General features: G+C 65.8%; 20 protein-coding genes. 17 read left to right on the forward strand and 3 right to left on the reverse strand.

Going from position 1 to position 24,664, the window contains the following annotated elements; all coding sequences use genetic code 11:
- The first annotated feature begins 48 nt into the window (after positions 1-48).
- Positions 49-969: an NADP-dependent oxidoreductase gene (locus EB835_RS11770; protein WP_135809749.1), complete on the forward strand. Its 921-nt coding sequence runs from the start codon at positions 49-51 to the stop codon at positions 967-969.
- On the opposite strand, the gene EB835_RS11775 is transcribed toward EB835_RS11770, so the two are convergent.
- A complete protein-coding gene (locus EB835_RS11775) occupies positions 970-1,596 on the reverse strand; it encodes a TetR/AcrR family transcriptional regulator (protein ID WP_135809664.1) in 627 nt (208 codons plus the stop codon).
- 132 nt (positions 1,597-1,728) lie between these two features.
- Between EB835_RS11775 and EB835_RS11780 the strand changes: the two genes are divergently transcribed.
- From EB835_RS11780 to cls, 4 genes are all read left to right on the forward strand, one after another.
- Positions 1,729-3,342, forward strand: coding sequence for a carboxyl transferase domain-containing protein (locus tag EB835_RS11780; RefSeq protein ID WP_135809665.1), 1,614 nt, complete (start codon positions 1,729-1,731; stop codon positions 3,340-3,342).
- A gap of 8 nt (positions 3,343-3,350) precedes the next feature.
- Positions 3,351-5,375 (forward strand): acetyl/propionyl/methylcrotonyl-CoA carboxylase subunit alpha, encoded by a 2,025-nt coding sequence (locus EB835_RS11785; RefSeq protein WP_135809666.1) that lies wholly within the window; start codon positions 3,351-3,353, stop codon positions 5,373-5,375.
- A gap of 47 nt (positions 5,376-5,422) precedes the next feature.
- The gene (locus EB835_RS11790; RefSeq protein ID WP_135809667.1) at positions 5,423-6,595 is read left to right on the forward strand and encodes an acyl-CoA dehydrogenase family protein; all 1,173 of its coding nucleotides are present in this window, start codon (positions 5,423-5,425) and stop codon (positions 6,593-6,595) included.
- Between the two features lie 139 nt (positions 6,596-6,734).
- A complete protein-coding gene (cls, locus tag EB835_RS11795; protein WP_135809668.1) occupies positions 6,735-8,207 on the forward strand; it encodes a cardiolipin synthase in 1,473 nt (490 codons plus the stop codon).
- Positions 8,208-8,312: 105 nt separating this feature from the next.
- Here the strand turns inward: cls and EB835_RS11800 are convergent, their stop codons facing one another.
- Complete coding sequence (locus EB835_RS11800; protein WP_135809669.1) at positions 8,313-9,134, reverse strand: HAD-IIA family hydrolase; 822 nt, start codon at positions 9,132-9,134, stop codon at positions 8,313-8,315.
- 192 nt (positions 9,135-9,326) lie between these two features.
- On the opposite strand from EB835_RS11800, the gene EB835_RS11805 reads away from it, so the two are divergent.
- Together EB835_RS11805 and EB835_RS11810 are read left to right on the forward strand one after the other, a co-directional pair.
- The gene (locus EB835_RS11805) at positions 9,327-9,665 is read left to right on the forward strand and encodes an ArsR/SmtB family transcription factor (protein ID WP_135809670.1); all 339 of its coding nucleotides are present in this window, start codon (positions 9,327-9,329) and stop codon (positions 9,663-9,665) included.
- 23 nt (positions 9,666-9,688) lie between these two features.
- Complete coding sequence (locus tag EB835_RS11810; protein WP_135809671.1) at positions 9,689-10,168, forward strand: SRPBCC family protein; 480 nt, start codon at positions 9,689-9,691, stop codon at positions 10,166-10,168.
- 62 nt (positions 10,169-10,230) lie between these two features.
- Here the strand turns inward: EB835_RS11810 and EB835_RS11815 are convergent, their stop codons facing one another.
- The gene (locus EB835_RS11815) at positions 10,231-10,929 is read right to left on the reverse strand and encodes a histidine phosphatase family protein (RefSeq protein ID WP_135809672.1); all 699 of its coding nucleotides are present in this window, start codon (positions 10,927-10,929) and stop codon (positions 10,231-10,233) included.
- Between the two features lie 96 nt (positions 10,930-11,025).
- Here EB835_RS11815 and EB835_RS11820 point away from each other — a divergent pair, with 96 nt between their 5' ends.
- From EB835_RS11820 to EB835_RS11865, 10 genes are all read left to right on the forward strand, one after another.
- Positions 11,026-11,550, forward strand: coding sequence for a MaoC family dehydratase (locus EB835_RS11820; protein WP_135809673.1), 525 nt, complete (start codon positions 11,026-11,028; stop codon positions 11,548-11,550).
- Between the two features lie 8 nt (positions 11,551-11,558).
- The gene (locus EB835_RS11825; protein ID WP_135809750.1) at positions 11,559-12,362 is read left to right on the forward strand and encodes an HpcH/HpaI aldolase/citrate lyase family protein; all 804 of its coding nucleotides are present in this window, start codon (positions 11,559-11,561) and stop codon (positions 12,360-12,362) included.
- A gap of 20 nt (positions 12,363-12,382) precedes the next feature.
- The gene (locus EB835_RS11830; protein ID WP_135809674.1) at positions 12,383-13,048 is read left to right on the forward strand and encodes a peptide deformylase; all 666 of its coding nucleotides are present in this window, start codon (positions 12,383-12,385) and stop codon (positions 13,046-13,048) included.
- 85 nt (positions 13,049-13,133) lie between these two features.
- Entirely contained in the window at positions 13,134-14,312 is a 1,179-nt protein-coding gene (locus tag EB835_RS11835) for a hypothetical protein (protein WP_135809675.1), read from the forward strand.
- Between the two features lie 82 nt (positions 14,313-14,394).
- Entirely contained in the window at positions 14,395-14,925 is a 531-nt protein-coding gene (gene msrA / locus EB835_RS11840; protein WP_135809676.1) for a peptide-methionine (S)-S-oxide reductase MsrA, read from the forward strand.
- Positions 14,913-15,785: a nitroreductase family protein gene (locus EB835_RS11845; protein ID WP_240688707.1), complete on the forward strand. Its 873-nt coding sequence runs from the start codon at positions 14,913-14,915 to the stop codon at positions 15,783-15,785. The genes msrA and EB835_RS11845 overlap by 13 nt, the downstream gene beginning before the upstream one ends.
- Entirely contained in the window at positions 15,782-17,083 is a 1,302-nt protein-coding gene (locus tag EB835_RS11850) for an MFS transporter (protein WP_240688708.1), read from the forward strand. The genes EB835_RS11845 and EB835_RS11850 overlap by 4 nt, the downstream gene beginning before the upstream one ends.
- Positions 17,084-17,272: 189 nt before the next feature.
- Positions 17,273-21,130 (forward strand): efflux RND transporter permease subunit, encoded by a 3,858-nt coding sequence (locus EB835_RS11855; RefSeq protein ID WP_240688709.1) that lies wholly within the window; start codon positions 17,273-17,275, stop codon positions 21,128-21,130.
- Positions 21,131-21,154: 24 nt separating this feature from the next.
- Positions 21,155-21,916: a CPBP family intramembrane glutamic endopeptidase gene (locus EB835_RS11860; RefSeq protein WP_135809677.1), complete on the forward strand. Its 762-nt coding sequence runs from the start codon at positions 21,155-21,157 to the stop codon at positions 21,914-21,916.
- 190 nt (positions 21,917-22,106) lie between these two features.
- The gene (locus tag EB835_RS11865) at positions 22,107-24,614 is read left to right on the forward strand and encodes a PhoX family protein (RefSeq protein WP_135809678.1); all 2,508 of its coding nucleotides are present in this window, start codon (positions 22,107-22,109) and stop codon (positions 24,612-24,614) included.
- The last annotated feature ends 50 nt before the right edge of the window (positions 24,615-24,664 follow it).

Raw genomic sequence — 24,664 nt, forward strand, 5'->3', positions numbered from 1 at the left:
GCTGACATCGAGTTCAGCCGCACTGACATCAACCGGAAGGCCATTGCTATGCGTGCCGCAGTCTACGACGCCTACACCGAGAACTTCGACGACATCACCGTCCGGGACCTCCCAGCTCCCAAAGTCCCACCCGCCTCGGTGCTCATCGAGGTCAGAGCCGCAGGGGTCAACCCAGTCGACTGGAAGCTCGTCGGCGGACACCTCGACGCCTTCATGCCCACCCAGTTCCCGGTCACGCCCGGTTGGGACGTCGCCGGGGTCGTCGTCGGCCTCGGCTTCGACACCCCCGAATTCTCCATCGGCGACGAGGTCATCGCCTACGCCCGCAAGGACGTGCTCTCGACCGGCACGTTCGCCGAAAAGGTCGCCGTTCCGGTCCGCGCCGTTGCGCGCAAGCCGAAGAGCCTGAACTGGGAGCAGGCCGGCGGGCTGCCGCTGGCCGGCGGAACCGCCCTGCGCACTCTCGAGGCTCTCGGTGAGATCGAGGGAAAGACCATCCTCGTCCACGGAGCCGCCGGGGGAGTGGGCAGCTTCGCCGTACAGATCGCCGCCGCCTACGGCGCCCGCGTCATCGGCACCGCTTCAGAACGCAACCACGGCTACCTGCGCGAACACGGCGCCGATCCCGTGACCTACGGCGACGGGGTGGTCGAGCGTATCCTCGAGGCAGCCGGCGGCAAGGTCGACGGCGTCGTCGACTTCGTCGGCGAGCAGCTCGAGACGACCCTGGCTGTCCTCGCCGAGGGTGGGGCACACGCCTCGGTCGCCGATCCCAGCGTGGCCGAGCACGGCGGACGCTACATCTGGGTCCGTCCCGACGGGTCGGAGACCGCCCGCCTCGGCCAGCTCGCCGACGAAGGTAAGCTGACCGTCGAGGTGGCCGGCACCTACGGCCTCGACGAGGTGCCGCAGGCCTTCCGCGACAACTCCGAAGGCCACACTCGCGGAAAGCTCGTCATCGTCCCCTGATTAACCGAGCCCCAGCGCCGCCGCGGCAGCGGCACGCAATTCGACCCCGACCACCTCGGCGCTGGAGCGGCGAGCCTGGTGCGGGGTCGAATTCATCATTCCGAATGCGGCGTGCACGCGGACCGTGGATGTCTCCAGAGTCCACGATGGGTGGGCGGCTTCGACGACCTCTGCCCACCGGCTGACATAGGCACGCTGCAGGCGGCGCACGGTCCGGCGCGATTCGTCCGGCAGCGCCTCGAGGTCGCGGTCCTGGATGCGGATGAGCTCGGGCTCGCCCATCGCGAAGTCGACGTGGAAGTCGATGAGGCTGCGCAGGGTCCGGGCCGCCTCGGTGGGGGAGATCCCCGAGGCGGTGTCGCAGGCTGCGGCGACGATCTCCTCACCTCCGGACTGCAGATAGGCGGAGATGCCGACGAGCAGCTCTTCGAGCACAGCCTCCTTCGACGAGAAGTGCCGATAGACCGCAGGTGCTGAGATCCCCGCACCCTGACCCAGGTCGTCGAGGCGCACTCCGTGGAAGCCGTGTCGGGCATAGAGCGTCTTCGCGACCTCGAGCAGCTGCTCGCGTCTGGCCGCCTTCGCCGCCGCCCGCGCCGTGGGTCTGGCCGTGTCTTCGGTCGACATCTCTGACTTCCCTCCCTCGTTCTGCGCACATGTCCGGTGATCCGTGGACCGTGTTGATCGTGCGTTGTCAGTTTTGCCTGTGAGCAGTATCATAGCAGTCAGTTAAGAATCATTAACTGAAATGAGGATGGAATGAGAGCAGTGGGAACTGCGGTCAGTCCGGCGACGGGGCAGGTCAACTCCGAGGCCCACGCCGAGCTCATCGCCGAACTCCGGGAGCGCATTGCGGACACGGCCCGCGGCGGTTCCGAGAAGGCCAGGCAGCGTCACATCGATCGCGGAAAGCTTCTGCCTCGTGATCGTGTCGAGCATCTCCTCGATCCCGGCACACCCTTCCTCGAACTCTCCCCGCTGGCCGCCAACGGCATGTACGACGACGCGAGTCCCGGAGCTGGCATCATCACCGGCATCGGCCGGGTCGCCGGCCGCGAATGCGTCATCGTCGCCAACGACGCCACGGTCAAGGGCGGCACCTACTACCCGGTGACGGTGAAGAAGCATCTGCGTGCGCAGGAAGTCGCGAAGGAGAACAATCTCCCGTGCATCTACCTCGTCGACTCGGGGGGAGCGAACCTGCCGAACCAGGACGACGTGTTCCCCGACCGTGAACACTTCGGCCGGATCTTCTACAACCAGGCGACACTGTCTGCCGCAGGCATCCCGCAGCTGGCTGCCGTTATGGGTTCGTGTACCGCTGGTGGCGCCTACGTCCCGGCCATGGCCGACGAATCGATCATCGTCTCCGAACAGGGCACGATCTTCCTCGGCGGCCCACCCCTGGTCAAGGCAGCCACGGGTGAGGAAGTCACCGCCGAAGAACTCGGCGGCGGCGCACTGCACTCACGGGTCTCCGGCGTCACCGACCACCTGGCCGCCAATGACTCCCACGCCCTGGAGATTATGCGCGACGTCGTCTCGACCCTCGGGTCCAAAGGCGGAGCCAATTGGGATGTCATCGACTCCCGCGAGCCTGCCCACGCTCCCGCCGAGCTGACGTCTGTGGTGCCCGTGGATTCGCGGACGCCCTACGACGTCCGCGAGGTCATCGCCCGCCTCGTCGACGGGTCCGAATTCCATGAGTTCAAGGCAGAATACGGCACCAGCCTCGTCACCGGCTTCGCCCACCTCGACGGACACCCGGTGGGGATCGTGGCCAACAACGGAATCCTCTTCGGCGAGTCCGCCGTCAAGGGCGCCCACTTCATCGAACTCTGCGACCAGCGCAGCACTCCGCTCATCTTCCTCCAGAACATCTCCGGTTTCATGGTCGGCCGCGACTACGAGGCCGGCGGCATCGCCAAGCACGGAGCGAAGATGGTCAACGCTGTCGCCACCGCCCGCGTGCCGAAGTTCACCGTCGTCATCGGCGGTTCCTTCGGTGCCGGAAACTATTCGATGTGCGGGCGCGCCTACTCGCCGAGGTTCCTGTGGATGTGGCCCAACGCCCGCATCTCCGTGATGGGCGGCGAACAGGCAGCCAGCGTCCTCTCCACCGTCAAACGCGACCAGATCGAAGCCCGCGGTGAGACCTGGTCCGCCGAGGATGAGGACACATTCAGGCAGCCCGTCCGCGACCAGTACGAGGCTCAGGGAAACCCCTACTACTCGACGGCCAGGCTCTGGGACGACGGAATCATCGAACCCGGCGACACCCGTCAGGTGCTGTCTCTGGCCCTCGAACTTGCCCGTTTCGGACCGATGGAACGCCCGCTGGGAGCCAGCGGCTACGGCGTCTTCAGGATGTGAGCCCCACTATGTTCAACACAGTACTCATCGCCAACCGCGGCGAGATCGCCCTGCGCGTCATCCGCACCTGCCGCCGTCTGGGCATCCGCACCGTGGCCGTCTATTCCGACGCCGATGCCCAGGCCGCTCACGTCAAGGCCGCCGACGCTGCCGTTCACCTCGGCCCGGCTGCGGCTTCCGAATCGTACCTGCGCATCGACAAGGTCATCGCCGCCGCCGAGGTGACCGGTGCCGAGGCTATCCACCCCGGCTACGGGTTCCTGTCCGAGAACGCCGACTTCTCTGCCGCGTGTCAGGCTGCGGGTATCGTCTTCCTCGGTCCTGGTGCCGACGCGATCCGGACCATGGGTGACAAGATCACCGCCAAGCAGGCCGTGTCCTCCCGTGGAGTCCCGCTCGTGCCCGGCACGAAGGATGCCGCGATGAGCGACGAAGCCCTCATCGCCGCCTCGGCCGACATCGGATTCCCCGTCCTCATCAAACCCTCCGCGGGAGGCGGCGGCAAGGGCATGCATGCCGTCTTCGAAGCTGAGAGTCTGCCCGCGGCCCTCGAGACCGCTCGCCGTGAGGCAGCGAGCTCCTTCGGCGATGACACCCTGTTCCTCGAACGCCTCGTCGCGACCCCGCGCCATATCGAGGTCCAGATCATGGCCGATTCCCACGGCAATGTCATCCACCTCGGCGAGCGGGAATGCTCTCTTCAGCGTCGCCACCAGAAGGTCATCGAGGAGGCTCCGTCGGCTCTGCTCGACGAGGCGACTCGGGCCCGGATCGGGCAAGCGGCCTGTGAGACCGCGAAGTCTGTGGGGTACCGCGGAGCCGGCACCGTCGAGTTCATCGTCGGCGCCGATCGTCCCGACGAATTCTTCTTCATGGAGATGAACACCCGCCTCCAGGTCGAACACCCCGTGACCGAAGAGGTCACAGGCATCGACCTCGTCGAACTCCAGCTGCGCATCGGCGCCGGGGAAGAGCTGCCGCTTACTCAGGACGACATCACATTGACCGGGCACTCGATCGAGGCCAGAATCTACGCCGAGGATCCCTCGCGCGGATTCCTGCCCACAGGTGGGCGGGCACTCGACGTCGTCTTCCCGGCAGGAGAGGGAGTCCGCGTCGACGCCGGCCTCGACGCCGGACAGCAGATCGCCTCGGACTACGACCCGATGATCGCCAAACTCATCGTCCATGCGCCAGACCGGGCCGCCGCGATCGCCCGCCTCGATGCTGCGCTCGCCGCCTCGGCAGTGCCGGGGATCGTGACGAACATCGACTTCCTGCGGACCCTGCTCGCCCTGCCAGAGGTCGTCGCGGGAAACCTTGATACGTCTCTCATCGACAACCTCGGCGAGGATCAGCTGGCCCACACGGCGAGTTTGGTCGACTGGCAGATCGCAGCCGCCGCGGTGCTCGTCACAGCTGGCCGTGCAGGTACCGAACTCACCGGCGCGATCACGAAGTCGGATCTGTCGGGCGCCGCCGGAAGCCCAGCAGCAGGAAGACCGCCGACAGCCTCGGCGTGGGGGAGGCCCACTGCCTGGCGAACCTCGCGTCCGAACTTCCGTCCCAGCGTGGAGCTGAACTTCGGGGGAGATGTCGCCGAGGTCGAAACGATCGTCGACGACGTCACGATCGATGACAGCGGCCTGTGGCGGGTTCTCGTTGCCGATACTCAGTACACCGCCCGAATGTTCTCCGACGCCGGTGCTCGCACCATCTGGGTCAGCAGTGACCGCGGAGTCTACGCGTTCACCCGTCCCCAAGCCGACACCTCACTGACCCCCGGTCTCGAAGGCGCCGATGTGCTGGCCCCGATGCCCGGCTCCGTCGTCGACATCAAGGTCGCCACCGGTGACCATGTCGACCAGGGAGACCCAGTCGTCGTGGTCGAGGCGATGAAGATGGAGCACGTGCTCACCGCGCCGGCGTCCGGAATCGTCACCGTCACCGCGGTCCAAGGCACCCAGGTCGGACTCGACGAGGTGCTCGCCACCGTCGTCGACGAAGCCGCCGTCGAGGCCGCCACCGAATGACCACCAGTCACCTCAACCACAACCACGCCGCAAGCGGGGAGGAAACAATGGAAACCTTTGTTCCGGGCATGCTGCCCGAAGAATACGAAGACCTGCGCCAGGGCGTCGCGAAGTTCGCCGACGAAGAGGTCGCGCCCGTCTCGGCCGAACTCGACGCCAAGCACGAGTTCCCCTACGACCTCGTCGGGAAGATGGGACAGATGGGCCTGTTCGGCCTGCCCTTCGACGAAGAGTACGGCGGAATGGGCGGCGACTACTTCGCACTGTGCCTGGCCATCGAGGAGCTCGGCCGGGTGAACCAGTCGCTGGCCATCACCCTCGAAGCCGGCGTCTCGCTCGGTGCGATGCCGATCTTTCGATTCGGCGCCGAAGAGCAGAAGAGAGAATGGCTGCCCCAGCTCACCGACGCCTCCGGACTCGCCGCATTCGGTCTGACCGAACCCGAAGCCGGATCCGATGCCGGAGGCACACGAACCAAGGCCACGCTGGAGGGCGGGACCTGGACGATCAACGGCAGCAAGTGCTTCATCACGAACTCCGGCACCGACATCACCCGGCTGGTCACCGCGACCGCCGTGACCGGGACCCGGACCTCGAAGTCGGGCCGCGAAGTGCCAGAGATCTCGACGATCATGATCCCCACCGGGACACCGGGCTTCACCGCTGAACCGGCCTATGACAAGGTCGGCTGGAACTCCTCGGACACTCACCCGCTGACATTCGACAACGTGCAGGTGCCCGAAGAGAACCTGCTCGGTGAGCGCGGCCGCGGCTACGCGAACTTCCTGCGCATCCTCGATGAGGGACGCATCGCCGTCGGCGCGCTGTCCGTCGGCGCGGCACAGGGCTGCGTCGACGAATCCGTGAAGTATGCGAAGGAACGCCAGGCCTTCGGCAAACCGATCGCCGACTTCCAGGGCATCTCCTTCAAGATCGCCCGCATGGAAGCTCGTGTCGTCGCCGCGCGTTCGGCGTACTACCTCGCCGCCTCGCGGATGCTGGCCGGACTGCCGTTCAAGAAGGAAGCCGCCATCGCCAAGATGATCGCCGGTGAGGCCGCCATGGACAATGCGCGTGACGCCACTCAGATCCACGGCGGCTACGGCTTCATGAACGAATACCTCGTCGCCCGCCACTACCGAGACTCAAAGATCCTCGAAGTCGGCGAAGGCACCACGGAGGTCCAGCTCATGCTCATCGCCCGCGAACTCGGACTCTGATCCGAACTCGCACATCCTTAATCGCCCGCCGAGGCGGCCCCGCATTCCCGTACGGACGTGCAGGGCCGCCTCGGCGGGCGATATTCTGGTCCGACAACACCGTGAGGTGAGAAGGCTACCGAAGGGGAAGTGGGAGCAGATGGATCTCAGCATGGTGGCATCGGTGGCGACGACGACGTGGATCGTCATCGAATACATCGTGAAGATCATCGCGGTCGGGGTGGTGCCGGAGAACCGTCGGCCGTCTTCGTCATCGGCATGGCTGCTGCTCATCCTGTTCGTGCCGATCATCGGAATTCCCGCATTCCTGCTGCTCGGCAGTCCGTATATCAATCAGCGCCGGGCTCGCATCCAGGCCGAAGCCAATGAGCTCATGCACGAAGGCGCAGATGATCTGCCCGACGTGCCGCCGTCGCTGGTCGCCGCACCCGAATTCGTCTCCGTCGCCCAGCTGGGGCGCGCACTGACCGCACTGCCGATGGTCACCGGCGACAGCCACGGGGTGTTCTCGGACTACGATGCGTCGATTGCGAGGATGGCCGAACTCGTCGACGGGGCCGAGCAGTACGTCCACGTCGAGATCTACATCATGGCGTGGGATTCGACGACTGATGTCTTCTTCCGGGCGCTGGAACGGGCATCGGCGCGAGGGGTCGAAGTCCGTGTCCTCTTCGACCACATCGGGTCGAGGAAGTATCCGGGATTCCACAAGCTGGGCAAGCGACTGAACGCAGCCGCCATCGAATGGCACCTCATGCTCCCTTTCATTCCGTGGCGGGGCAAAACCCGGCGCATCGACCTGCGCAACCACCGCAAACTGCTCGTCATCGACGGCAAACGGGCGATGATGGGTTCGCAGAACATGATCGATTCGAGTTACCTCAACAGGAAGAACTCGCAGATCGGTCGGAGCTGGCACGACATCATGGTCGAACTCTCCGGGCCCATCGTCGCCGGCATCGAGGCGGCGTTCTCCACTGACTGGTACTCCGAATCAGGCCAGGCGCTGGGCATCCGACCCTACGAACGCGACGGCAATGAGCCCGAGGTCGGCGGGGCGACGAGCGCGATGCAGCTGGTTCCCTCGGGACCCGGATTCACGACCTCGCCGAACCTCAAGGTCTTCACCTCGATGATGTATCTGGCGCAGGAGCGCCTGGCCATCGTCAGCCCCTACTTCGTGCCCGACGAATCCCTGTTGGCCGCAGTGGAGACCGCAGCCCGGCGCGGAGTCGAGGTGGAACTCTACGTCAGCGAACAGGCCGACCAGTACATGGTCGACCGAGCGCAGTCGTCCTATTACCGGTCCCTGCTCGAGGCGGGGGTGCGGATCTTCCTGTACCCGAAACCCGCCGTGCTGCACACGAAGTGCTTCATCGTCGACGACATCTATGCCGTCATGGGCTCATCGAACATGGACATGCGCTCCTTCGGCCTCAACTACGAGATCAGCCTGCTGACCACCGGCGGCGACTTGGTCGGAGACATCATCGAGGTCGTCGCGGACTATCAGGATCTCAGCCGAGAACTCACCTTGGAGGAGTGGGAGAAGCGGCCGTGGCGCCGCCGCTATATGGAGTCAGTCATGCGCCTGACTTCCGCGCTGCAGTAGCTGCGAATCCGGCGCGCCGGAACTCAGGTCACTATCGGACAGTCTTCGCGCTCAGAAGTATCCGTCAGCGACCTGAGTCTTTGAGCGCTCGGGACTTCGCGACGCTCAGGCGGAGCCGGTGGTGTCGGGGCCGAGCTCTCCGCGGCTCTCCAGCGGCACATCAAGCAGCTCGTGGACTCCGTCGACGATCTCGTTGGGGCGGAACGGGAAGCGGCGGACATCCTCGGTGGTCGAGATTCCGGAGAGCACGAGGACTGTGTGCATGCCCGCTTCCATCCCGGCGATGATGTCGGTGTCCATGCGGTCGCCGATCATCGCGGTGCTCATCGAGTGCGCGCCGATCCGGTTCAGGGCCGAGCGGAACATCATCGGATTCGGCTTGCCCACGACATACGGCTCGCGGTTCGTGGCCTTCGTGATGAGTGCGGCGATGGCGCCGGTCGCCGGCAGGACTCCCTCGGGGCTGGGGCCGGTGGCATCCGGGTTCGTGACGATGAAGCGGGAGCCGGCGTCGATGAGGCGGATCGCCTTCGTGATCGCCTCGAACGAATAGGAGTGGGTCTCACCGACGACGACGAATTCCGGATCGTGTTCGGTCATGACGAACCCGGCCTCGTGGATCGCGGTGGTCAGCCCCGCCTCGCCGACGACGAAGGCCGTGCCGTGTTCGACCTGATTGGAGAGGAAGTCCGCGGTGGCCATCGCCGACGTCCAGATGTTCGACTCGGGGACATCGAGTCCGTTCGAGCGCAGCCGGGCGGAGAGGTCACGAGCGGTGTAGATGGAGTTGTTCGTCAGCACCAGGTAGGGGATGTCTGCCTGGCGCCATTGGGCGAGCAGCTCTGCGGCTCCCGGCAGGGGGTTGTTCTCCTTGACCAGGACACCGTCCATATCGGTCAGCCAGCAGTCGATCGAATCGCGATCCATGTCTCTCCTCGAGTCAGCGGGTGGGCCGAAGCGGCACACTCCCAGCCTAGTCGGCCCGGCCGCCGATGCGGACCCGGGAACCGAACCCACCGTGTCCGCGGGGGATGGAGACGGCGAATTCATCGGGATCGACCCTTGACACCGACACCAGGAACTGTATTGTAGATACTACTTAATTAAGGAAGTGCTTCAATGAATCTGGATCTGGTCTTCGCTGCTCTTGCCGATCCGACACGGCGGGCGATCATCGATCGTCTCCGCGCCGGTGACCTGAGTTCCGGAGACCTGGCCGAGCCGCTGCCGATCAGTCGGCCCGCCGTCTCACAGCACCTCAAGGTTCTCGAAGCCGCCGGACTCATCACCCGGTCGAAGAGCGCGCAGAGGCGCATCGTCTCACTCAATGCCGACAGACTCTCGGGCGCCACCGAGTGGCTGCTGGCAGCACACGAGGAATGGCAGCAGCGCTTCGATGCCCTCGACGATGTCCTCGCCGAGGATGCGCCACAGCACATAAGACAATCGGAACAGTGATCGACTCAAGGAGGAGAACCATCATGAACACCACCGACACCAGTAGCGACACCGAGGCCACCGACCAGCCGAGCTTCACCATCGTCAGGGACTTCGCCGCACCCCGTGCCCAGGTCTGGGACGCCTGGACGAACCCGGACACCATGGCCCGCTGGTTCCATCCCGAGACCCTGATCACCCCGCGGGAATCGGTCACCGTCGACCTCCACGTCGGCGGCACCTACACATACACGATGCGCATCCCCGACACCGGGCAGGAGTTCCCGACAGCCGGACGGTACCGCCGCATCGAGGAACCGCACCGACTCGACTTCACGTGGGGCAGTCCCGATGCCATCGACGACGCCCCGCTCGTCAGCGTCATCCTCGACGAGGTCGACCCCGTCACCACGCGGATGACCTTCACCGTCGTCGGCCTCCCCGACGACTCCGGATCCGACGCCAGCGCCTACGACGGCTGGGACTCCGCATTCAACGTCTTCGACGCCGAGATCATCGGCTGACCGTATCGCTGCACCCCTGACCTGACACCGGGCCGCCTCAGCACTCGCCGAGGTGGTCCGGTTCAGCTCTCGCCGAGGTGGTCCACGTCTGCCAGCCGGCGCAGAGTGCGATTGCCGAACACAGCATCCTCGGTCAGCTCCGTGATGCAGCCCGAGCGCGCCGCGAACGCCGCCCAGCCCATCGCCTCGAGCGGCAGCTCGAGCCACCGACCGATGACGAAAGTGTGTGCGAACCCGTGGGTGACGACGACCTGATGACCTGCCGGGCGCGCGAGGATCTCATCCATCGCCGCATAGACCCGTGCGCCGAGCTCCCGCCTCGTCTCCGCGCCCTCGATGCCTTCGTCATGATCGAGGCGGGCCTGATGATCGAGCATGCGCTCGCCGCCCGACACATCGTCGGGCTTCGGTGACACATCGACGGGCTTCGGCGGAAAGACGAACCGCTCATCGAGCCAGGCCTGCTCCCGGCCTTCGGCGACTCCGTACGATTTCTCGCGTAACCCGGCTGCCACCTCGGCGCGGGTGCCGAGAGCCTCGGCGACCACCTCGGCGGTTTCCCGGGTCCGGGCGAGATCGGAGGTGAACACCTCCGCCGAGGCATCGGTCGGGATCCGCCTGCGCAGCTCGGCGGCGATGGACCGGGCCTGAGACCGTCCGCGCTCGGTCAGGGGCGAGTCGAACCACCCGCCCACGCGGCCCTCGACATGGTGGCGGGACTCGGGGTGGGTGACGACGTAGAGCGTGCGGGTGCCTGCCATGATGATTCCGAGACTACCCGACACGAAGACTGCCCCGGCTACCTCGGTGTCCGTGCCAGACGATAAGCTCGCAGTACGACGAGTGAGGAGCGACACATGGGTGAGAAGGTCATCGAACAACGAGGTCTGTGGCTTGACGAGATGGAAGTCGGCGCGACGTACAGGCACGCGCCCGGGCGGACCATCACCGAGGCGGACAACACGTGGTTCACGGCCGTGACCATGAACACCCAGGCCCTCCACCTCGACGCGGCCTTCGCTGAGACCGAACCCTTCGGCCAACGACTGGTGAACTCGATGTTCACCCTGGCCACGCTCATCGGGCTCTCGGTCACCCAGCTGACCCAGGGCACGATCGTCGGCAACCTCGGCTTCTCCGAGGTCAGCTTCCCCGCACCCCTGTTCCACGGTGACACCCTCTACGCGGAGACGACGATCCTCGAGAAACGGAATTCGAAGTCGCGCCCCGGACAGGGCATCGTCACCCTCGAACACCGCGGCTTCAACCAGGACGGCACCCTCGTGGCCAAGGCCGTGCGACAGACCATGATGTTCGACTCGAGCCACGCGAAGGACACGGAGAACACCGCCGCAGACGACCAGACCGAATCAGGAGAGTGAGCACCCCCATGGCCCTGGAATTCAAACCCGCCTGGCTCTTCTGCCCCGGCGACCGTCCCGACCGGTACACGAAAGCCGCCGAACGCTCCGACATCGTCATCCTCGACCTCGAGGACGCTGTCAACGAGGCGGACAAGGACACCGCCCGCGAGGCGATCATCGACTTTCCGCTCGACCCCACCCGCACGGTCGTGCGCGTCAATGCCAGGGACTCCGAGCACCTCGGCGAGGATCTCAAGATGCTCGCACAGACCGAATACACGGCTGTGATGCTGCCGAAGTCACAGCGCGGCACCGACCTGACGGTCCTCGCCGGCTACCAGGTCATCGCCCTCATCGAGACCGGACTGGGTGCCCTCAACGTCGCCGAGATCGCCGCCGCACCCAATTCCTTTGCCCTCATGTGGGGTTCCGAGGACCTCATCGCCGACCTCGGAGGAGGCTCCTCACGCAACGCCGACGGGGACTACCGCGATGTCGCCAAGCATGTGCGCAACCAGACCCTGCTCGCCGCCCGCGCCCACGGCAAGTTCGCCCTCGACTCGATCTGGGCCGACATCCCGAACCTCGAGGGACTCGCGCTCGAAGCCGAAGACGCCGTGCAGTCCGGATTCTCCGGCAAGGTCTCCATCCACCCCAACCACGTACCCGTCGTCCGCGACGCCTTCCGCCCCAACGACGAACAGCTGACCTGGGCGACGTCCGTGCTCGAACTCGCGAAGACCGAGAAGGGCGCCTTCGCCTTTGAGGGCAAGATGATCGACGCCCCGCTGCTCAAACACGCCGAACTCATCGTCGCCCGCGCGCACTGATCCACGGAGGGACTTCGGAGATGCACGAGGCCGACGCGACCATCGCCGCCCAGATCCGTGCCGTCCTCACCGCCGCCGAGGCGGGGGATGGGACCGCTCCCATCGTCGAGGCCGGTGACCCGGTGCTGCGCTGCGAGACCCGACCCTTCGACGGGCAGGTCGACGATGCCGAGCTGCAGCAGCTCGCCGAGGTGATGCGTGCGACCATGCTCGCCGCCCCCGGCGTCGGCCTGGCCGCCCCACAGGTGGGCATCGGTGTGTCGATGTTCGTCGCCGAGGACCCCGGTGCCCGGGATCCCGAGGTCGCCGAGGTGCGGCAGAGGGAGCCGATGCCGCTGCGGGTGGTCCTCAACGCCGAATACTCACGCGCATCATCTGATGATGTCGCCTTCTATGAAGGCTGCCTCTCGATCCCCGGCTACCAGGCCGTCGTCGCCCGGCCGCGGGAGATCGAACTGCACGGCGTTGACCTCGACGGTGGCTCAATCGCCGAGGTGATCACCGGCTGGTCCGCCCGCATCGTCGCCCATGAGACCGACCACCTGGCCGGAATCCTGTTCCTCGACAAGGCCGAGATGCGGTCGCTGGCGACGAACGAATCGGTGGCGAAGTTCTGGCACCAGCCCTCCACGCAGAAGGCCGCGGCCGAGCTCGGCTTCTCCCTGCCCAGCGGCATGGTGATGTGAGGATCGCCGAGTCGGCCCGGCTGCGGCACCGATGACAACGCTCGACTCTCACTGACAGCACAGGTGAGCATGTTGGGATGAGGGCATGCGACTTCCTGACATCCCCCAGCGCCATCACCGAATCGTCCGCACCGCTGCCACCCTGGCCGCGACGTCCCTCGCTCTGGTCCGCAGGCGAGATGTCTCTGCCGACGATCAGCGGTACCTTCGGCTGGGCACAGCACTTGCGACCGGTGGTCTGACCTGGCTCACCGGAACCACCGCGTTTCTCGGCAAGGTCGGCGGATCGAGCGGCATCGACGACTTCGTCGACTACTTCACCGGCCGGGGCACGGGACCCGTGCGCTACTCCACTGAGGCCGCCGCGGACCTCAGCGCGGGGCAGCTCGAGTCCGACTTCGACCCTGAGGCATGGTGGGAGGAGAATGCCGACCTGAAGTCACCGTCCTTCCTCAACGCAGCTGCTGCAGTTGCCGCTGGCGCGGCCGGCTGGGCGCTGTGGCCGGTGAGCGAGAACCTCGTCGAAGCCGTCGACCATCGACTCCCGACAGGCGTGGGCCGTGGTCTCACTGCCCTGATCAGCGGTGGACTCGTGGCACTGACAGCCGCAGCGATCGAGACCGTCGGATCCTGGGCCGACGCGGGTGAGGAGACGCATTGGGCCCCGGTCGAGATCGAGCTTCCGGCACATATCCGCGAATCGGTCGACCTGCTGCTGTCCCAGCCGCACCCGAATTCTCCGGAAACCGCGGAGGCGGTCCGCGAGCAGTTCGTCTCCGCACAGTTCTTCGTGTGGGTGGCCTACCCAGACTCCCTCCATTCGGGGGATGAACCGGTCCTCCTCGACTCCCAGCAGCTGGCGCAGGCGCTCGAAGGAGACGACATCGTCTCGATCGACGTGCGCCCTCGCGACGTGAGCTCTTCGATCGTGCCGGCGATGCACACCTACCCGGTCACCGGAATCGTCGGCACCTCCGACCGGTCCGAGGACGGCGTGGAGCTCAGCCTCGAAATCGTCGACGGGCGCCTCAATCGCATCGACCTGGGCGAACAGACCGTCGACACCGACGCAGATATGCTCACGGCCGCGGCCCTGCGTGACTCCGTGCCGGGCACTCTCCACCCCGAGAAGACTGGAGACGAGGACGGAGCCGGCTACTGGTCGAGTCTGGAGATCACGGACGGCGCCTTCGACGAACAGGTGCACACGCTGGAGACCTGGCCACGACCGGAGGAGCTGAGCATCCGCGTCGATGGGCAATGAGCCCATCGCCGAGAAGACTGTCGGTGTCTGCGGGGCCACCTCGTTGCGGGAATAACCTGAATCAGTCATCGTTATACGAGTTATGAGCGATCTTCGTACCCTCACCCTCGGTGCCGGCTGCTTCTGGTGCCTCGACGCCGTCTACCAGCGGACCACCGGCGTGAAAGAAGTGGTCTCCGGATACACGGGCGGGCACACCGACGATCCCGGCTACCGCGAGGTCTGCTCCGGCACGACCGGCCATGCCGAAGCCCTGCAGGTGACCTTCGATGCCGACATCGTCCCCGAAGACATCATCCTCGGTCTCTTCTTCACCGGACACGATCCCACGAGCCTCAACCGGCAGGGCTACGACGTCGGCACCCAATACAGGTCTGCCATGTTCTACCGTGACGAGGACGAGAAGCAGCAGTTCGCCCAGGCCATCGAATCCGCGCAGACGCTCTTCGACTCACCGATCGTGACCACGCTTGAACCCCTCGGCACCTTCTATACCGCCGAGGCTGTCCACCAGGACTTCTACACCGCGAACCCCGACAACGGCTACTGCCGTGTCATCATCGACCCGAAGCTGCGCCGCGCCCGCGCCGAATTCGCCGAATGGGTGAGCTGATGGGCGGACACAAGGACAAGAAACACAAGTCCAAGAAGACCAAGCGCTCCGGCAGAGACTTGAACGGCGATGCCTGCGAAGTGACCAAAGACCGTGTGCGTGCCCATTTCCTCGACGGCAACACCGGCCCGTGGGCGAAGAACCTTGCCGCGCAGGACGCACAGACTGCCCACTCGACCCAGAGTGCAGATGACGCTGACGCCGCCGAGGCTGCCGCCGTCTCGGCGAAGAGCAGCACCGCAAGCGTCACGCCCACCCGCCGCGGACCCGACTACTCAGTGCCGTCATCGATCGATATCGTCGCCGATCCCGTTCTGCACGCGCTGAGCACCCGACGGTCGATCTCGAAGGTCGACCCGGAGACCCCGAACGACTCCGACCTGCTCGAGATCATCCGTTCGATCTCCGCGGTCGCCGACCACAAAGCCCTGCGTCCCTGGCGCTTCCTCATCATCCGCGGAGACGACCGGCACCGCCTCGGCGCAGCCCTCGACGAAGCCGCCGGGGTGGTGCGCAAACCCGGCGAGACCAACACCAAGCCGCTGCGGGCCGAACTCCTCCTCGCCCTCGTCGCCTCCCCGGTCAAGCACGACAAAGTTCCCGAATGGGAGCAGCATGCCACCGCCTCCGGTGCCGGACACCTTCTCGAGCTCGCCCTGTGGCAGGCCGGTTGGGGAGTGATGTGGCGGTCAGGAACCCTGACGAACAGCGAACCGGTCCGTCGCCTCCACCGTCTTGACGATCACGAACTGCTCATGGGCTGGTTCTACATCGGCGCCGTCCCCGAACGGTACCGACAGCGCCTGGCCACGAGCACTCGTCCCCTGCCGAAACCCGAGCAGTTCCTCGATATCCTGTGAGCGCGCGTGAGAACGACGGCATCCACGACGAGGCGGCCGTGACCCCATCCGGCGATGATGCCCGGCAGGCCGAGTCCCGCCGTCTGCCCAAGGAGATCTACGTCCTCGTGGCAGCGGCCTTCATCGTGGCCTTGGGGTACGGAATCATCGCGCCCGTCCTGCCGCAGTTCGCGGCGAGCTTCGACTTCGGGGTCACCGCCGCAACCATCGTCGTCTCCTCCTTCGCGTTCTTCCGGTTCGTGTTCTCCCCGTCCTCGGGCCGCCTCGTCGATGCCTTCGGCGAACGCCGCATCTACATCACCGGACTCCTCATCGTCGCCGCCTCCACCGCGGCCGTCGCATTCGCTCAGGACTACTGGCAGCTCCTGATCTTCCGCGGACTCGGCGGCATCGGCTCGACCATGTTCAGCGTCTCCGCGATGGCGCTCATCGTTCGGCTCGCCCCGATCGACGCCCGGGCGAAGGCGTCGTCGACCTATGCGACTGCGTTCCTCGTCGGCAATATCGCCGGCCCCGTCCTCGGTGGTGCGATGGCCGGGTGGGGGATGCGCATCCCGTTCATCATCTACGCCGTCGGCCTGCTCATCGCCGCCATCGTCGTGCGCGTCTTCCTCGCCTCCACCGCCGCCTTCGGATCCTCGACGAAGTCCGGACGCGCCCGACTGGAAGCGGAGAAGGACGAGAAGCAGCAGGAAGTCATGTCCTTCCGGGAAGCCTGGAAGGATTCGGCCTACCGCTCGGCACTCATATCCGCATTCGTCCAAGGCTGGTCGGCGATGGGCATCCGCGTGGCCATCTACCCCCTCTTCGCCATCCAGGCTCTCAAAGCCGATACCGCCGTGGCTGGCCTTGCCCTGACCATGTTCGCCATCGGCAATGCCTCGGCAGTCACGGTTGTCGGACGCTTCGCCGACACCGTCGGGCGCAGACCCTTCATCCAATGGGGTCTGTTCGTCCTCGGCGTGACCACCGCGGCTCTGGCCTTCATCGACTCGATCTGGCTGTTCTTCGCCTTCTCCGTCATCGCCGGTGTCGGTTCCGGGCTGGCCAACCCTGCTCAGCAGGCCACCGTCGCCGACGTCATCGGGCGTGAACGCAAAGGCGGCCGGGTGCTCGCCCGCTACCAGATGGCTCTCGACGGCGGAGCCATCCTCGGCCCGATCATCGCCGGAGCCGTCGTCGATCGCTTCGACTACTCGTGGGCGTTCCTGCTCACCGGAGTTCTCGGCGTCATCGCCGCGGGACTGTGGTTCTTCGGCCGCGAGACCCGTCCCCGTCAGCCCGTTCCAGCTCGGTGAAACCGCCGCCGCTCGATGCATGGGCCGAGCTGCTGCAGGTTCACCGAGCTGAAGAAGAGGACCCGCTGAGCCCCGCTCCGATTCGGAGAAGTCAGGTTTTCCTCATGTGCGGTTCAGGGGACACTCACTAGGATGGCCCTGTCGGCGTTCTGCGTCGTCTCCCTGCCTACGACAAAGAAGGTCCCCTCCGTGAGTTTTCTGACTCGGCTGAGCTTGAAGAACCGGGCGCTCATCGCGCTCATCTCCGTCGTCGCCGTCATCTTCGGTGTCATCGGAGCCGGTGCCCTCAAGCAAGAGCTCTTCCCCTCCCTCGACAACCCGCAGGCCACGGTCACCGCCTCCTATGAGGGAGCTACCCCGGAGGCCGTAGAATCCGAAGTCACCGACCCCCTCGAAGGGGCGCTGACTGCACTTCCCGAGGTCGAGGACATGACCTCGACATCCTCGGCGGGAAGTGCGCAGATCACCGTGAGCACGAAGTACGGCGACGACTCCGATGACGTCGTCCGTGCCCTGCAGCGCGCAGTCTCTCAGGTGCAGCCGAGTCTGCCCGACGGGGTCGAACCGAATGTCATGATGATGGGCACCGACGATATTCCGGTGCTCGCTCTGTCCGTGACCTCGGACGCCGATGAGGACCGGCTGGCGGCGAATCTCGAAGACATCGTCGAGCCGGAGCTGAAGAAGGTCGACGGAGTCTCGCAGGTGCAGATCGCCGGAGCGAAGACCAAACAGGTCGAGATCAGCATCCGACGCGACGATCTCGAAGACGAAGGAGCCGACCTCGACGAGGTGGCCGGCATCCTCCAGTCCAACGGAGTCCCCACCTCGGCGGGTGAGCTCAAGGCCTCCGACGGCACGGCCCCGGTCGAGGTCGGCACCCGCATCCGCTCGATCGATGCGATCGAGGATCTGGTCATCTCCGGCAAGGATGACCCGATCACGGTCGCCGACGTCGCCGACGTCAAACTCGTCGACGAACCCATCGAGTCGATCTCGCGGACGAACGGGCAGCCCTCACTGTCCGTATCGGTGATGAAGGAATCCGACGCGAACACCGTTGACGTCTCGCACGCGGTGGCCGACAAACTGCCCGAACTCGAGAAGATGATGGGCGACAATACGGAGTTCGTCTCCGCATTCGATCAGGCGCCGTTCATCGAGCAGTCCATCCACGACCTGCTCAACGAGGGCGGTCTGGGTCTGATCTTCGCGGTCCTCGTCATCCTCGTCTTCCTGCTCTCGGTGCGGGCGACGATCATCACCGCCATCTCCATTCCGCTGTCGCTGCTCATCGCCATGATCGGGCTGTGGATGGGTGGGGAGACCCTGAACATGCTCACCCTCGGTGCGCTGACGATCTCGGTCGGCCGCGTCGTCGACGACTCCATCGTCGTCATCGAGGCGATCCGCAGACGTCATGCCTCCGGCGGGGACAAGTTCTCGAACATCCTCGCCGCCGTCTCCGAGGTGGCCGGAGCCATCACCGCATCGACCCTGACCACGGTGGCTGTGTTCCTGCCGCTGGCGTTCGTGACCGGGCAGACGGGAGAGATGTTCCGTCCCTTCGCCCTGACCGCAACGATCGCTCTGCTGTCCTCGCTGTTCGTGGCGCTGACGATCGTCCCGGTCCTCGCGTACTGGTTCCTGCGTCAGCGTGAGGCGAAGGTCAGACTCACCCGTGAGGAGAAGGCCGAGATCCGCCGCAGCCGCAAGTCGATGCTCTCGCAATGGCGGGCAGAGAAGAAGGCGGCGAAGAAGGCCGACAAGAAGCGCGACCTCGTCGCTGCCGGTGCCGAGGCTGAAGACACCGGTCCTCGCGACAGCACCGACTCCGCACTTCGATCCGGAGCCTCCGCCTCCACTCGTTCCGAGCCGACCGGAGTCGCTGCGGGCGGTCCGCAGTATGGAGAGTCCGAAGACGGCACGGAGGCAGTCGACGAGCTCGCCGGAATGCATTCGCCGGTGACACGCCTGCAGAAGACCTATATGCCGGTCATCGGGTTCTCGACGAAGCACCCGATCGTCATGATCCTCATCGCCGTACTCGTGCTCGGCGGCACCGGAGCGATGATTCCACAGCTGAAGACCGAGCTCTTCGGCGACACCGGTCAGGACTCCCTGCAGGTCTCGCAGACCTTCGACCCGGGAACCGATCTCGATGAGGCGTCGAAGCAGGCGGAGAAGGTCGAGGACATCCTCGGCGACGAATCCGATGTCGATAACTACCAGCTGTCGCTCGGCGGCACGACGTTCGGCTTCACCGACGACTCCTCGCTGACCGGCACCTACACCGTCAACACGAAGTCCGGAGTCTCGGCGCAGTCGATCTCGGCGAATCTGCAGAAGCAGTTCGACGACCTCGAGGGTGCCGGCGACGTCGAAGTGGCAAGTCAGAGCTCGACGCCGGGCGCACAGACGATCGACGTCACGCTCACGGCCACCGACGCCCAGGAACTCGACGACGCCACGCAGAAGGTCAGCGACAAGCTCGAGGGCGTGTCCTCGGCTCAGTCGGTGACGAGCGACATCGAAGCGGTCCAGCCCGTGATCGAGGTCAAGGTCGATCACGAGAAGGCCGCAGAGGAGAACCTCACCGAGGCGGCCATCGGCCAATATGTGCAGCGCGCCATGCACGGTCAGCAGATCGGCGAGGTCGTCATCGACGATGTCTCCCATTCGGTGCTGCTCTTCGACCGCAACGCAGACACCGTGGAGAAGCTGCGCGAACTCAAGATTCCGGGCAAGCCGGAGGAGACGGCTCCTGCCGGCGGCGCTGCGGGCGGTGCCGGTGCGGCTGGTGGTGCCGGGGGCTCAGGTGACGCCGGTGCGGCTGGCGGCGCTGGAGGAGCTGGCGGCGCCGGTGGTGCCGGAGACGCTGGGGGTGCTGGCGGCGCCGGAGCCGATGCAGCCGGCGGCACCGCCGGAGGCGATCCGAACGCGGGTGCTCCCGTGACATCGGAGCCGCGCTTCATCGAGCTCGATGACGTCGCCGAGGTCAAGGAGGTCAAAACCGCCCCGACGATCCGCCACACGGATTCGCAGCGCTCGACGACCGTGTCCGTGACCCCGGAGGGCGATGACCTCGGTGCGGTGTCGACCGATGTGCAGTCCGCCCTCGACGAGGTGGACCTTCCCGATACAGTGTCCGTCGACACCGGCGGTGCCACGCAGGAGCAGAACGAAGCGTTCTCGCAGCTGGGGCTTGCGATGCTCGCGGCGATCCTCATCGTCTTCGTCATCATGGTCGCCACGTTCAAATCGCTGCTGCAGCCGCTGATCCTGCTGGTCTCGATTCCGTTCGCGGCCACCGGTTCGGTTGCGCTCTCGCTGATCACCGACACCCCGCTGGGGCTGACGTCGATGATCGGTCTGCTCATGCTCATCGGCATCGTGGTCACGAACGCGATCGTGCTCATCGACCTCATCAACCACTTCCGAGTCCGTGGGGTCGATCTGCGCACCTCCATCGTCCACGGCGCCAGGCTGCGTTACCGTCCGATCCTCATGACCGCGGCGGCGACGATCTTCGCTCTGCTGCCGATGGCCCTGGGGCTCACCGGCGGCGGAGTGTTCATCTCGAAGCCGCTGGCGATCGTCGTCATCGGCGGTCTGGTCAGCTCGACGCTGCTCACCCTGATTCTCGTGCCCGTGCTCTACCTGCTCCTCGAGGGTGTGAAGGAGCGCCGGGCGGAGAAGAAATACGTGAAGAACATGGCCCGCGGAGAGGTCCTCGACACTGCCGAAGCCCGAGCGAACGAGCGAGAGACCGCAGCGGTGCCCGACGCACCGAAAGCTGCTGACGCCGAGTCCCGTGCCCCGGCACGGACAGAGGGAGAGACACCCACCGAGGTGGCCGAACCGACCGTGGACTCGACGTCCGCGGATGCGGGCAGGACCGCCTCGGCGCCGGACGGTTCGACAGAAGCCGACCACGTCGATGACGGACGGGTCGACGATGGTCGGGACGCTGCGCCGGGAACGGACTTCACTCTGCGCAGCCAGCACCCGCGCCGCGACGACGGGGACGGTGAACCCAAACACTGAGCCGTCCCGGCTACAGTTGAGGGCATGACGGCCGAGCTCGAACCACAGGAGAGAAAGCGCCTGTGGTTCGAGCTCGGCATCGTTGCGGCCCTGTCCTTGGGACAGTCCGCCGTCTACGCGATCGTGCGCCTGGCCGATATCGCCACCCGCGGACCGATCAGCGACGCTCAGGCGAAACTCAACACCGCGATCTCGCCCCGGCCGGGCTTCGACCTCATCTACCAGCTCCTGGACATCGCCTTCACCCTTGTGCCCGTCGTCCTCGCCCTCTACCTGCTCACCCGCGATCGGGAGCACCGGAACCTGAGCACGCGGCTGGGCGTCGACGGGCACAGGCTGCGCGACCTCGGCCACGGCGGTCTCGTCTTCCTCGTGATCGGCATCGGCACCCTCGGCGTGTACGCCAGCGGCCGGGCGTTGGGGATCACGGCCGAGATCCAGCCGTCCAACCTCGGCGATCACTGGTGGACGATTCCTGTGCTGCTGCTCTCTGCAGCGAAGAACGGCGTCCTCGAAGAGGTCCTCATCTTCGGGTTCGGAGCGCTGCGACTGCGGCAGCTGGGATACGGGCCATGGGCGATCATCATCTCTCTGGCGGTCTTCCGCGCCAGCTACCACCTCTATCAGGGCATCGGCCCGTTCCTCGGCAACGTCGCCATGGGCATCATCTTCGGCTGGTACTTCCTGCGCAGGGGCAGACTCATGCCGCTGGTGTGGGCGCACTTCATCATCGACGCCGTCGGGTTCCTCGCCCCGGGCGTACTCAGCCTCGTCGACATCGGCTGAGGCTGGGAGCCGAAGCAGGGCCGGAGTCCGAGACATGCACTCGTTCATGCGGGTTCATCCTCAGTTCACCGATGGGTAGTCGTAGGGCTTCCTGCTGGTGGAAGTCTCGACCGGGTGAGCCTCTCCGGTGTGCGCCATGAGTGGTGTGGACTGCTGAGGGGAGAGACGTCCCGATGCGAGGAGATTATCGATGCGAACCTTTCTGCCGATGGCCGACCATGTGCGTGGCAAGCGCAGCCCCGTCACCTGTGCACTGAAGTGTGACAACGCCTGCCTCAAGCCCACCTGCAACACATCGGCGAATGGGTACTTCCGCGATATCGTCAACGCCAAGCTCAGCCGCCGTGCGGTTCTCGGCGCCTCGGCCGCCGGTGCCTTGGCGATTGCAGTGACCACCGCGCCCAGCCCGACCGCTCGCTCTGCTGCCGCCGCCACCGCAGGCAGCCTGGCCTTCACCGCGATCGATCCGGTCCACCACGAGATCGACGAGTTCATCGTCCCCGACGGCTATTCCTGGCACCCGATCGTCCGCTGGGGCGACCCGCTGTTCCCCGACTCGCCGAAGTTCGATCCGGAGAACCAGAGCCCCGAGGCGCAGCGCCGCCAGTTCGGCTACAACAACGACTTCCTGTCCATCCAGGTCGATGACGGTGATTCGAACCGGGCGCTGCTGTTCTCCAACCAGGAGTACACGAACGACGCCATCATGTACCCCGAGGATATGGACGGAGCCGACCAGCGGGCGATCAGCCGCGAGGCGCACGGACTGACCGTGGCCGAGCTCGTCCGCAAGGACGAGAAGTCGACGTGGACGGTCGATGTCAACGGGCAGAAGAACCGGCGATTCCTCATCGACACCGAATACGAGTTCTCCGGCCCCGCCGCCGGCTCAGACCTGCTGCGGACGAAGGACTACCCGAACGGCGACAAGGTGCAGGGCACATTGGGCAACTGCGCCGGTGGACTCACTCCTTGGGGCACCCTCCTCTCCGGAGAGGAGAACTTCAACTCGTACTTCACCACCCCTGGAACCTCGGCGGCGGACAAACGCTACGGCCTGAGCAGCGAAGACTCGGCGAACGGCTGGGAAGCCGATGTCGACCGTTTCGACACGAACAACCCCGGATACGCGAACGAAGCGAACCGGTTCGGCTGGATCGTCGAGGTCGACCCCTGGGACCCTGACTCCACCCCGCACAAGCACACGAACATGGGCCGCTTCAAACACGAAGGGGCGAACATCACGATCTCCGAATCGGGCCACGCCGTGGCCTATATGGGTGACGATGAGAAGTTCGACTACCTCTATAAGTTCGTGTCGAAGGGGACCTATGTCGAGGGCGACCGCGCACACAACAAGACCCTGCTGACTGAAGGTGACCTCTACGTCGCGAAGTTCACCGGAAACTCACCGAAGTCCGAGATCGACGGCAGCGGCGACGTGCCCGCCGACGGAGAATTCGACGGCAGCGGACAGTGGCTGCCGCTGCTCAGGAACGGCAAGTCCCAGGTCTCGGGATTCTCCGTCGAAGAGGTCCTCGTCCACACGCGTCTGGCCGCCGATAAGGTCGGACCGACGAAGATGGACCGGTGCGAAGACGTCGAACCGAACCCGGTCAACGGCCGCATCTACGTAGCGTGCACCAACAACTCCGATCGCGGCACCGAGGGGAAGGCCGCCGCCGATGAGGCGAACCCGCGCACAGAGAACCGCGACGGGCACATCGTGGAGATCACCGAGCGCTCCGGCGACCACACGGGAACTCAGTTCGACTGGACGCTGCTGATCGTCTGCGGCGACCCGAAGCAGGGGGACGCCACCTACTTCTCCGGCTTCCCTGCCGACCAGGTCTCACCGATCTCGTGCCCGGACAATGTGGCGTTCGACACCGCCGGAAACCTGTGGATCTCCACCGATGGTGCTCCCGACGGCATCGGGTACTGCGACGGTCTGTTCAAGGTCACGATCGACGGCGACCAACGCGGCCGCGTCGAACAGTTCCTCTCCGTCCCACGCGAGGCCGAGGTCTGCGGGCCGCTGGTGCACGACGAGTACGATTCGGCGTTCGTCGCCGTCCAGCACCCAGGTGAAGACGGCTCGTGGTCCGACCAGCACTCGCAGTTTCCCGACTACGTCGATGAGACAGACGTCGACAAAGGTACGGCTGCGCTGCCGCGACCCACGGTCGTGCAGGTGATCAAGGGCGACGGCGGCTCGGCACCGGATCCGACAGAACCGCCGAAGGACCAGGACGCCGACGCTGACGGCGCAGGGGAGGACTCCGCGAACTCGGACGAGAACGGCAACGCCGACGGCGCCGGATCGGGCGAGAACTCCGAGGGCGACAAGACCGGAACGGACGCTGACAGCTCCGGTTCGACCGCAGGGTCCCAGGACGGTGCGAAGGATGCCGCCGCCGCAGCCGCGGCATCAGGAGCCGGAAGCGACGGCGGAGGCTCAGGGTCCGGAGGTTCCGGTTCCGGCTCCGGCTCCGGTTCGGGCGGAGGTTCGGGCGGCTCCGCATCCGACGGCGGCGACCTGCCGTGGACCGGAACGGACAGCACTCTGCCTCTGCTGGGCGGAGGTGCCGGGCTGCTCGCCGTCGGCGGAGCCATGGCCACGGCCGCACATATGCGCCGCAGGAACGCGGCTGGGGCCGAGGCCGAGGCACCAGCAGACGAGACCCCGGGCGACTGAGCCCAGTCTTTGCTTCAGACAACGCCGGAGCGCCGAGACCACCGCGTGTA

The sequence above is a fragment of the Brevibacterium sp. S22 genome, assembly GCF_004745485.1.
GTDB lineage: Bacteria > Actinomycetota > Actinomycetes > Actinomycetales > Brevibacteriaceae > Brevibacterium.

Bases quoted from the DNA above. Each gene is read 5' to 3' on its own strand.
- EB835_RS11815 (WP_135809672.1), bottom strand. From the start codon at position 10,929: ATGGCAGGCACCCGCACGCTCTACGTCGTCACCCACCCCGAGTCCCGC.
- EB835_RS11830 (WP_135809674.1), top strand. From the start codon at position 12,383: ATGCACGAGGCCGACGCGACCATCGCCGCCCAGATCCGTGCCGTCCTC.
- EB835_RS11810 (WP_135809671.1), top strand. From the start codon at position 9,689: ATGAACACCACCGACACCAGTAGCGACACCGAGGCCACCGACCAGCCG.
- EB835_RS11790 (WP_135809667.1), top strand. From the start codon at position 5,423: ATGGAAACCTTTGTTCCGGGCATGCTGCCCGAAGAATACGAAGACCTG.
- EB835_RS11800 (WP_135809669.1), bottom strand. From the start codon at position 9,134: ATGGATCGCGATTCGATCGACTGCTGGCTGACCGATATGGACGGTGTC.
- EB835_RS11785 (WP_135809666.1), top strand. From the start codon at position 3,351: ATGTTCAACACAGTACTCATCGCCAACCGCGGCGAGATCGCCCTGCGC.
- EB835_RS11770 (WP_135809749.1), top strand. From the start codon at position 49: ATGCGTGCCGCAGTCTACGACGCCTACACCGAGAACTTCGACGACATC.
- EB835_RS11860 (WP_135809677.1), top strand. From the start codon at position 21,155: ATGACGGCCGAGCTCGAACCACAGGAGAGAAAGCGCCTGTGGTTCGAG.
- EB835_RS11805 (WP_135809670.1), top strand. From the start codon at position 9,327: ATGAATCTGGATCTGGTCTTCGCTGCTCTTGCCGATCCGACACGGCGG.
- EB835_RS11825 (WP_135809750.1), top strand. From the start codon at position 11,559: ATGGCCCTGGAATTCAAACCCGCCTGGCTCTTCTGCCCCGGCGACCGT.
- msrA (WP_135809676.1), top strand. From the start codon at position 14,395: ATGAGCGATCTTCGTACCCTCACCCTCGGTGCCGGCTGCTTCTGGTGC.
- EB835_RS11835 (WP_135809675.1), top strand. From the start codon at position 13,134: ATGCGACTTCCTGACATCCCCCAGCGCCATCACCGAATCGTCCGCACC.
- EB835_RS11780 (WP_135809665.1), top strand. From the start codon at position 1,729: ATGAGAGCAGTGGGAACTGCGGTCAGTCCGGCGACGGGGCAGGTCAAC.
- EB835_RS11865 (WP_135809678.1), top strand. From the start codon at position 22,107: ATGCGAACCTTTCTGCCGATGGCCGACCATGTGCGTGGCAAGCGCAGC.
- EB835_RS11775 (WP_135809664.1), bottom strand. From the start codon at position 1,596: ATGTCGACCGAAGACACGGCCAGACCCACGGCGCGGGCGGCGGCGAAG.
- cls (WP_135809668.1), top strand. From the start codon at position 6,735: ATGGATCTCAGCATGGTGGCATCGGTGGCGACGACGACGTGGATCGTC.
- EB835_RS11845 (WP_240688707.1), top strand. From the start codon at position 14,913: ATGGGTGAGCTGATGGGCGGACACAAGGACAAGAAACACAAGTCCAAG.
- EB835_RS11820 (WP_135809673.1), top strand. From the start codon at position 11,026: ATGGGTGAGAAGGTCATCGAACAACGAGGTCTGTGGCTTGACGAGATG.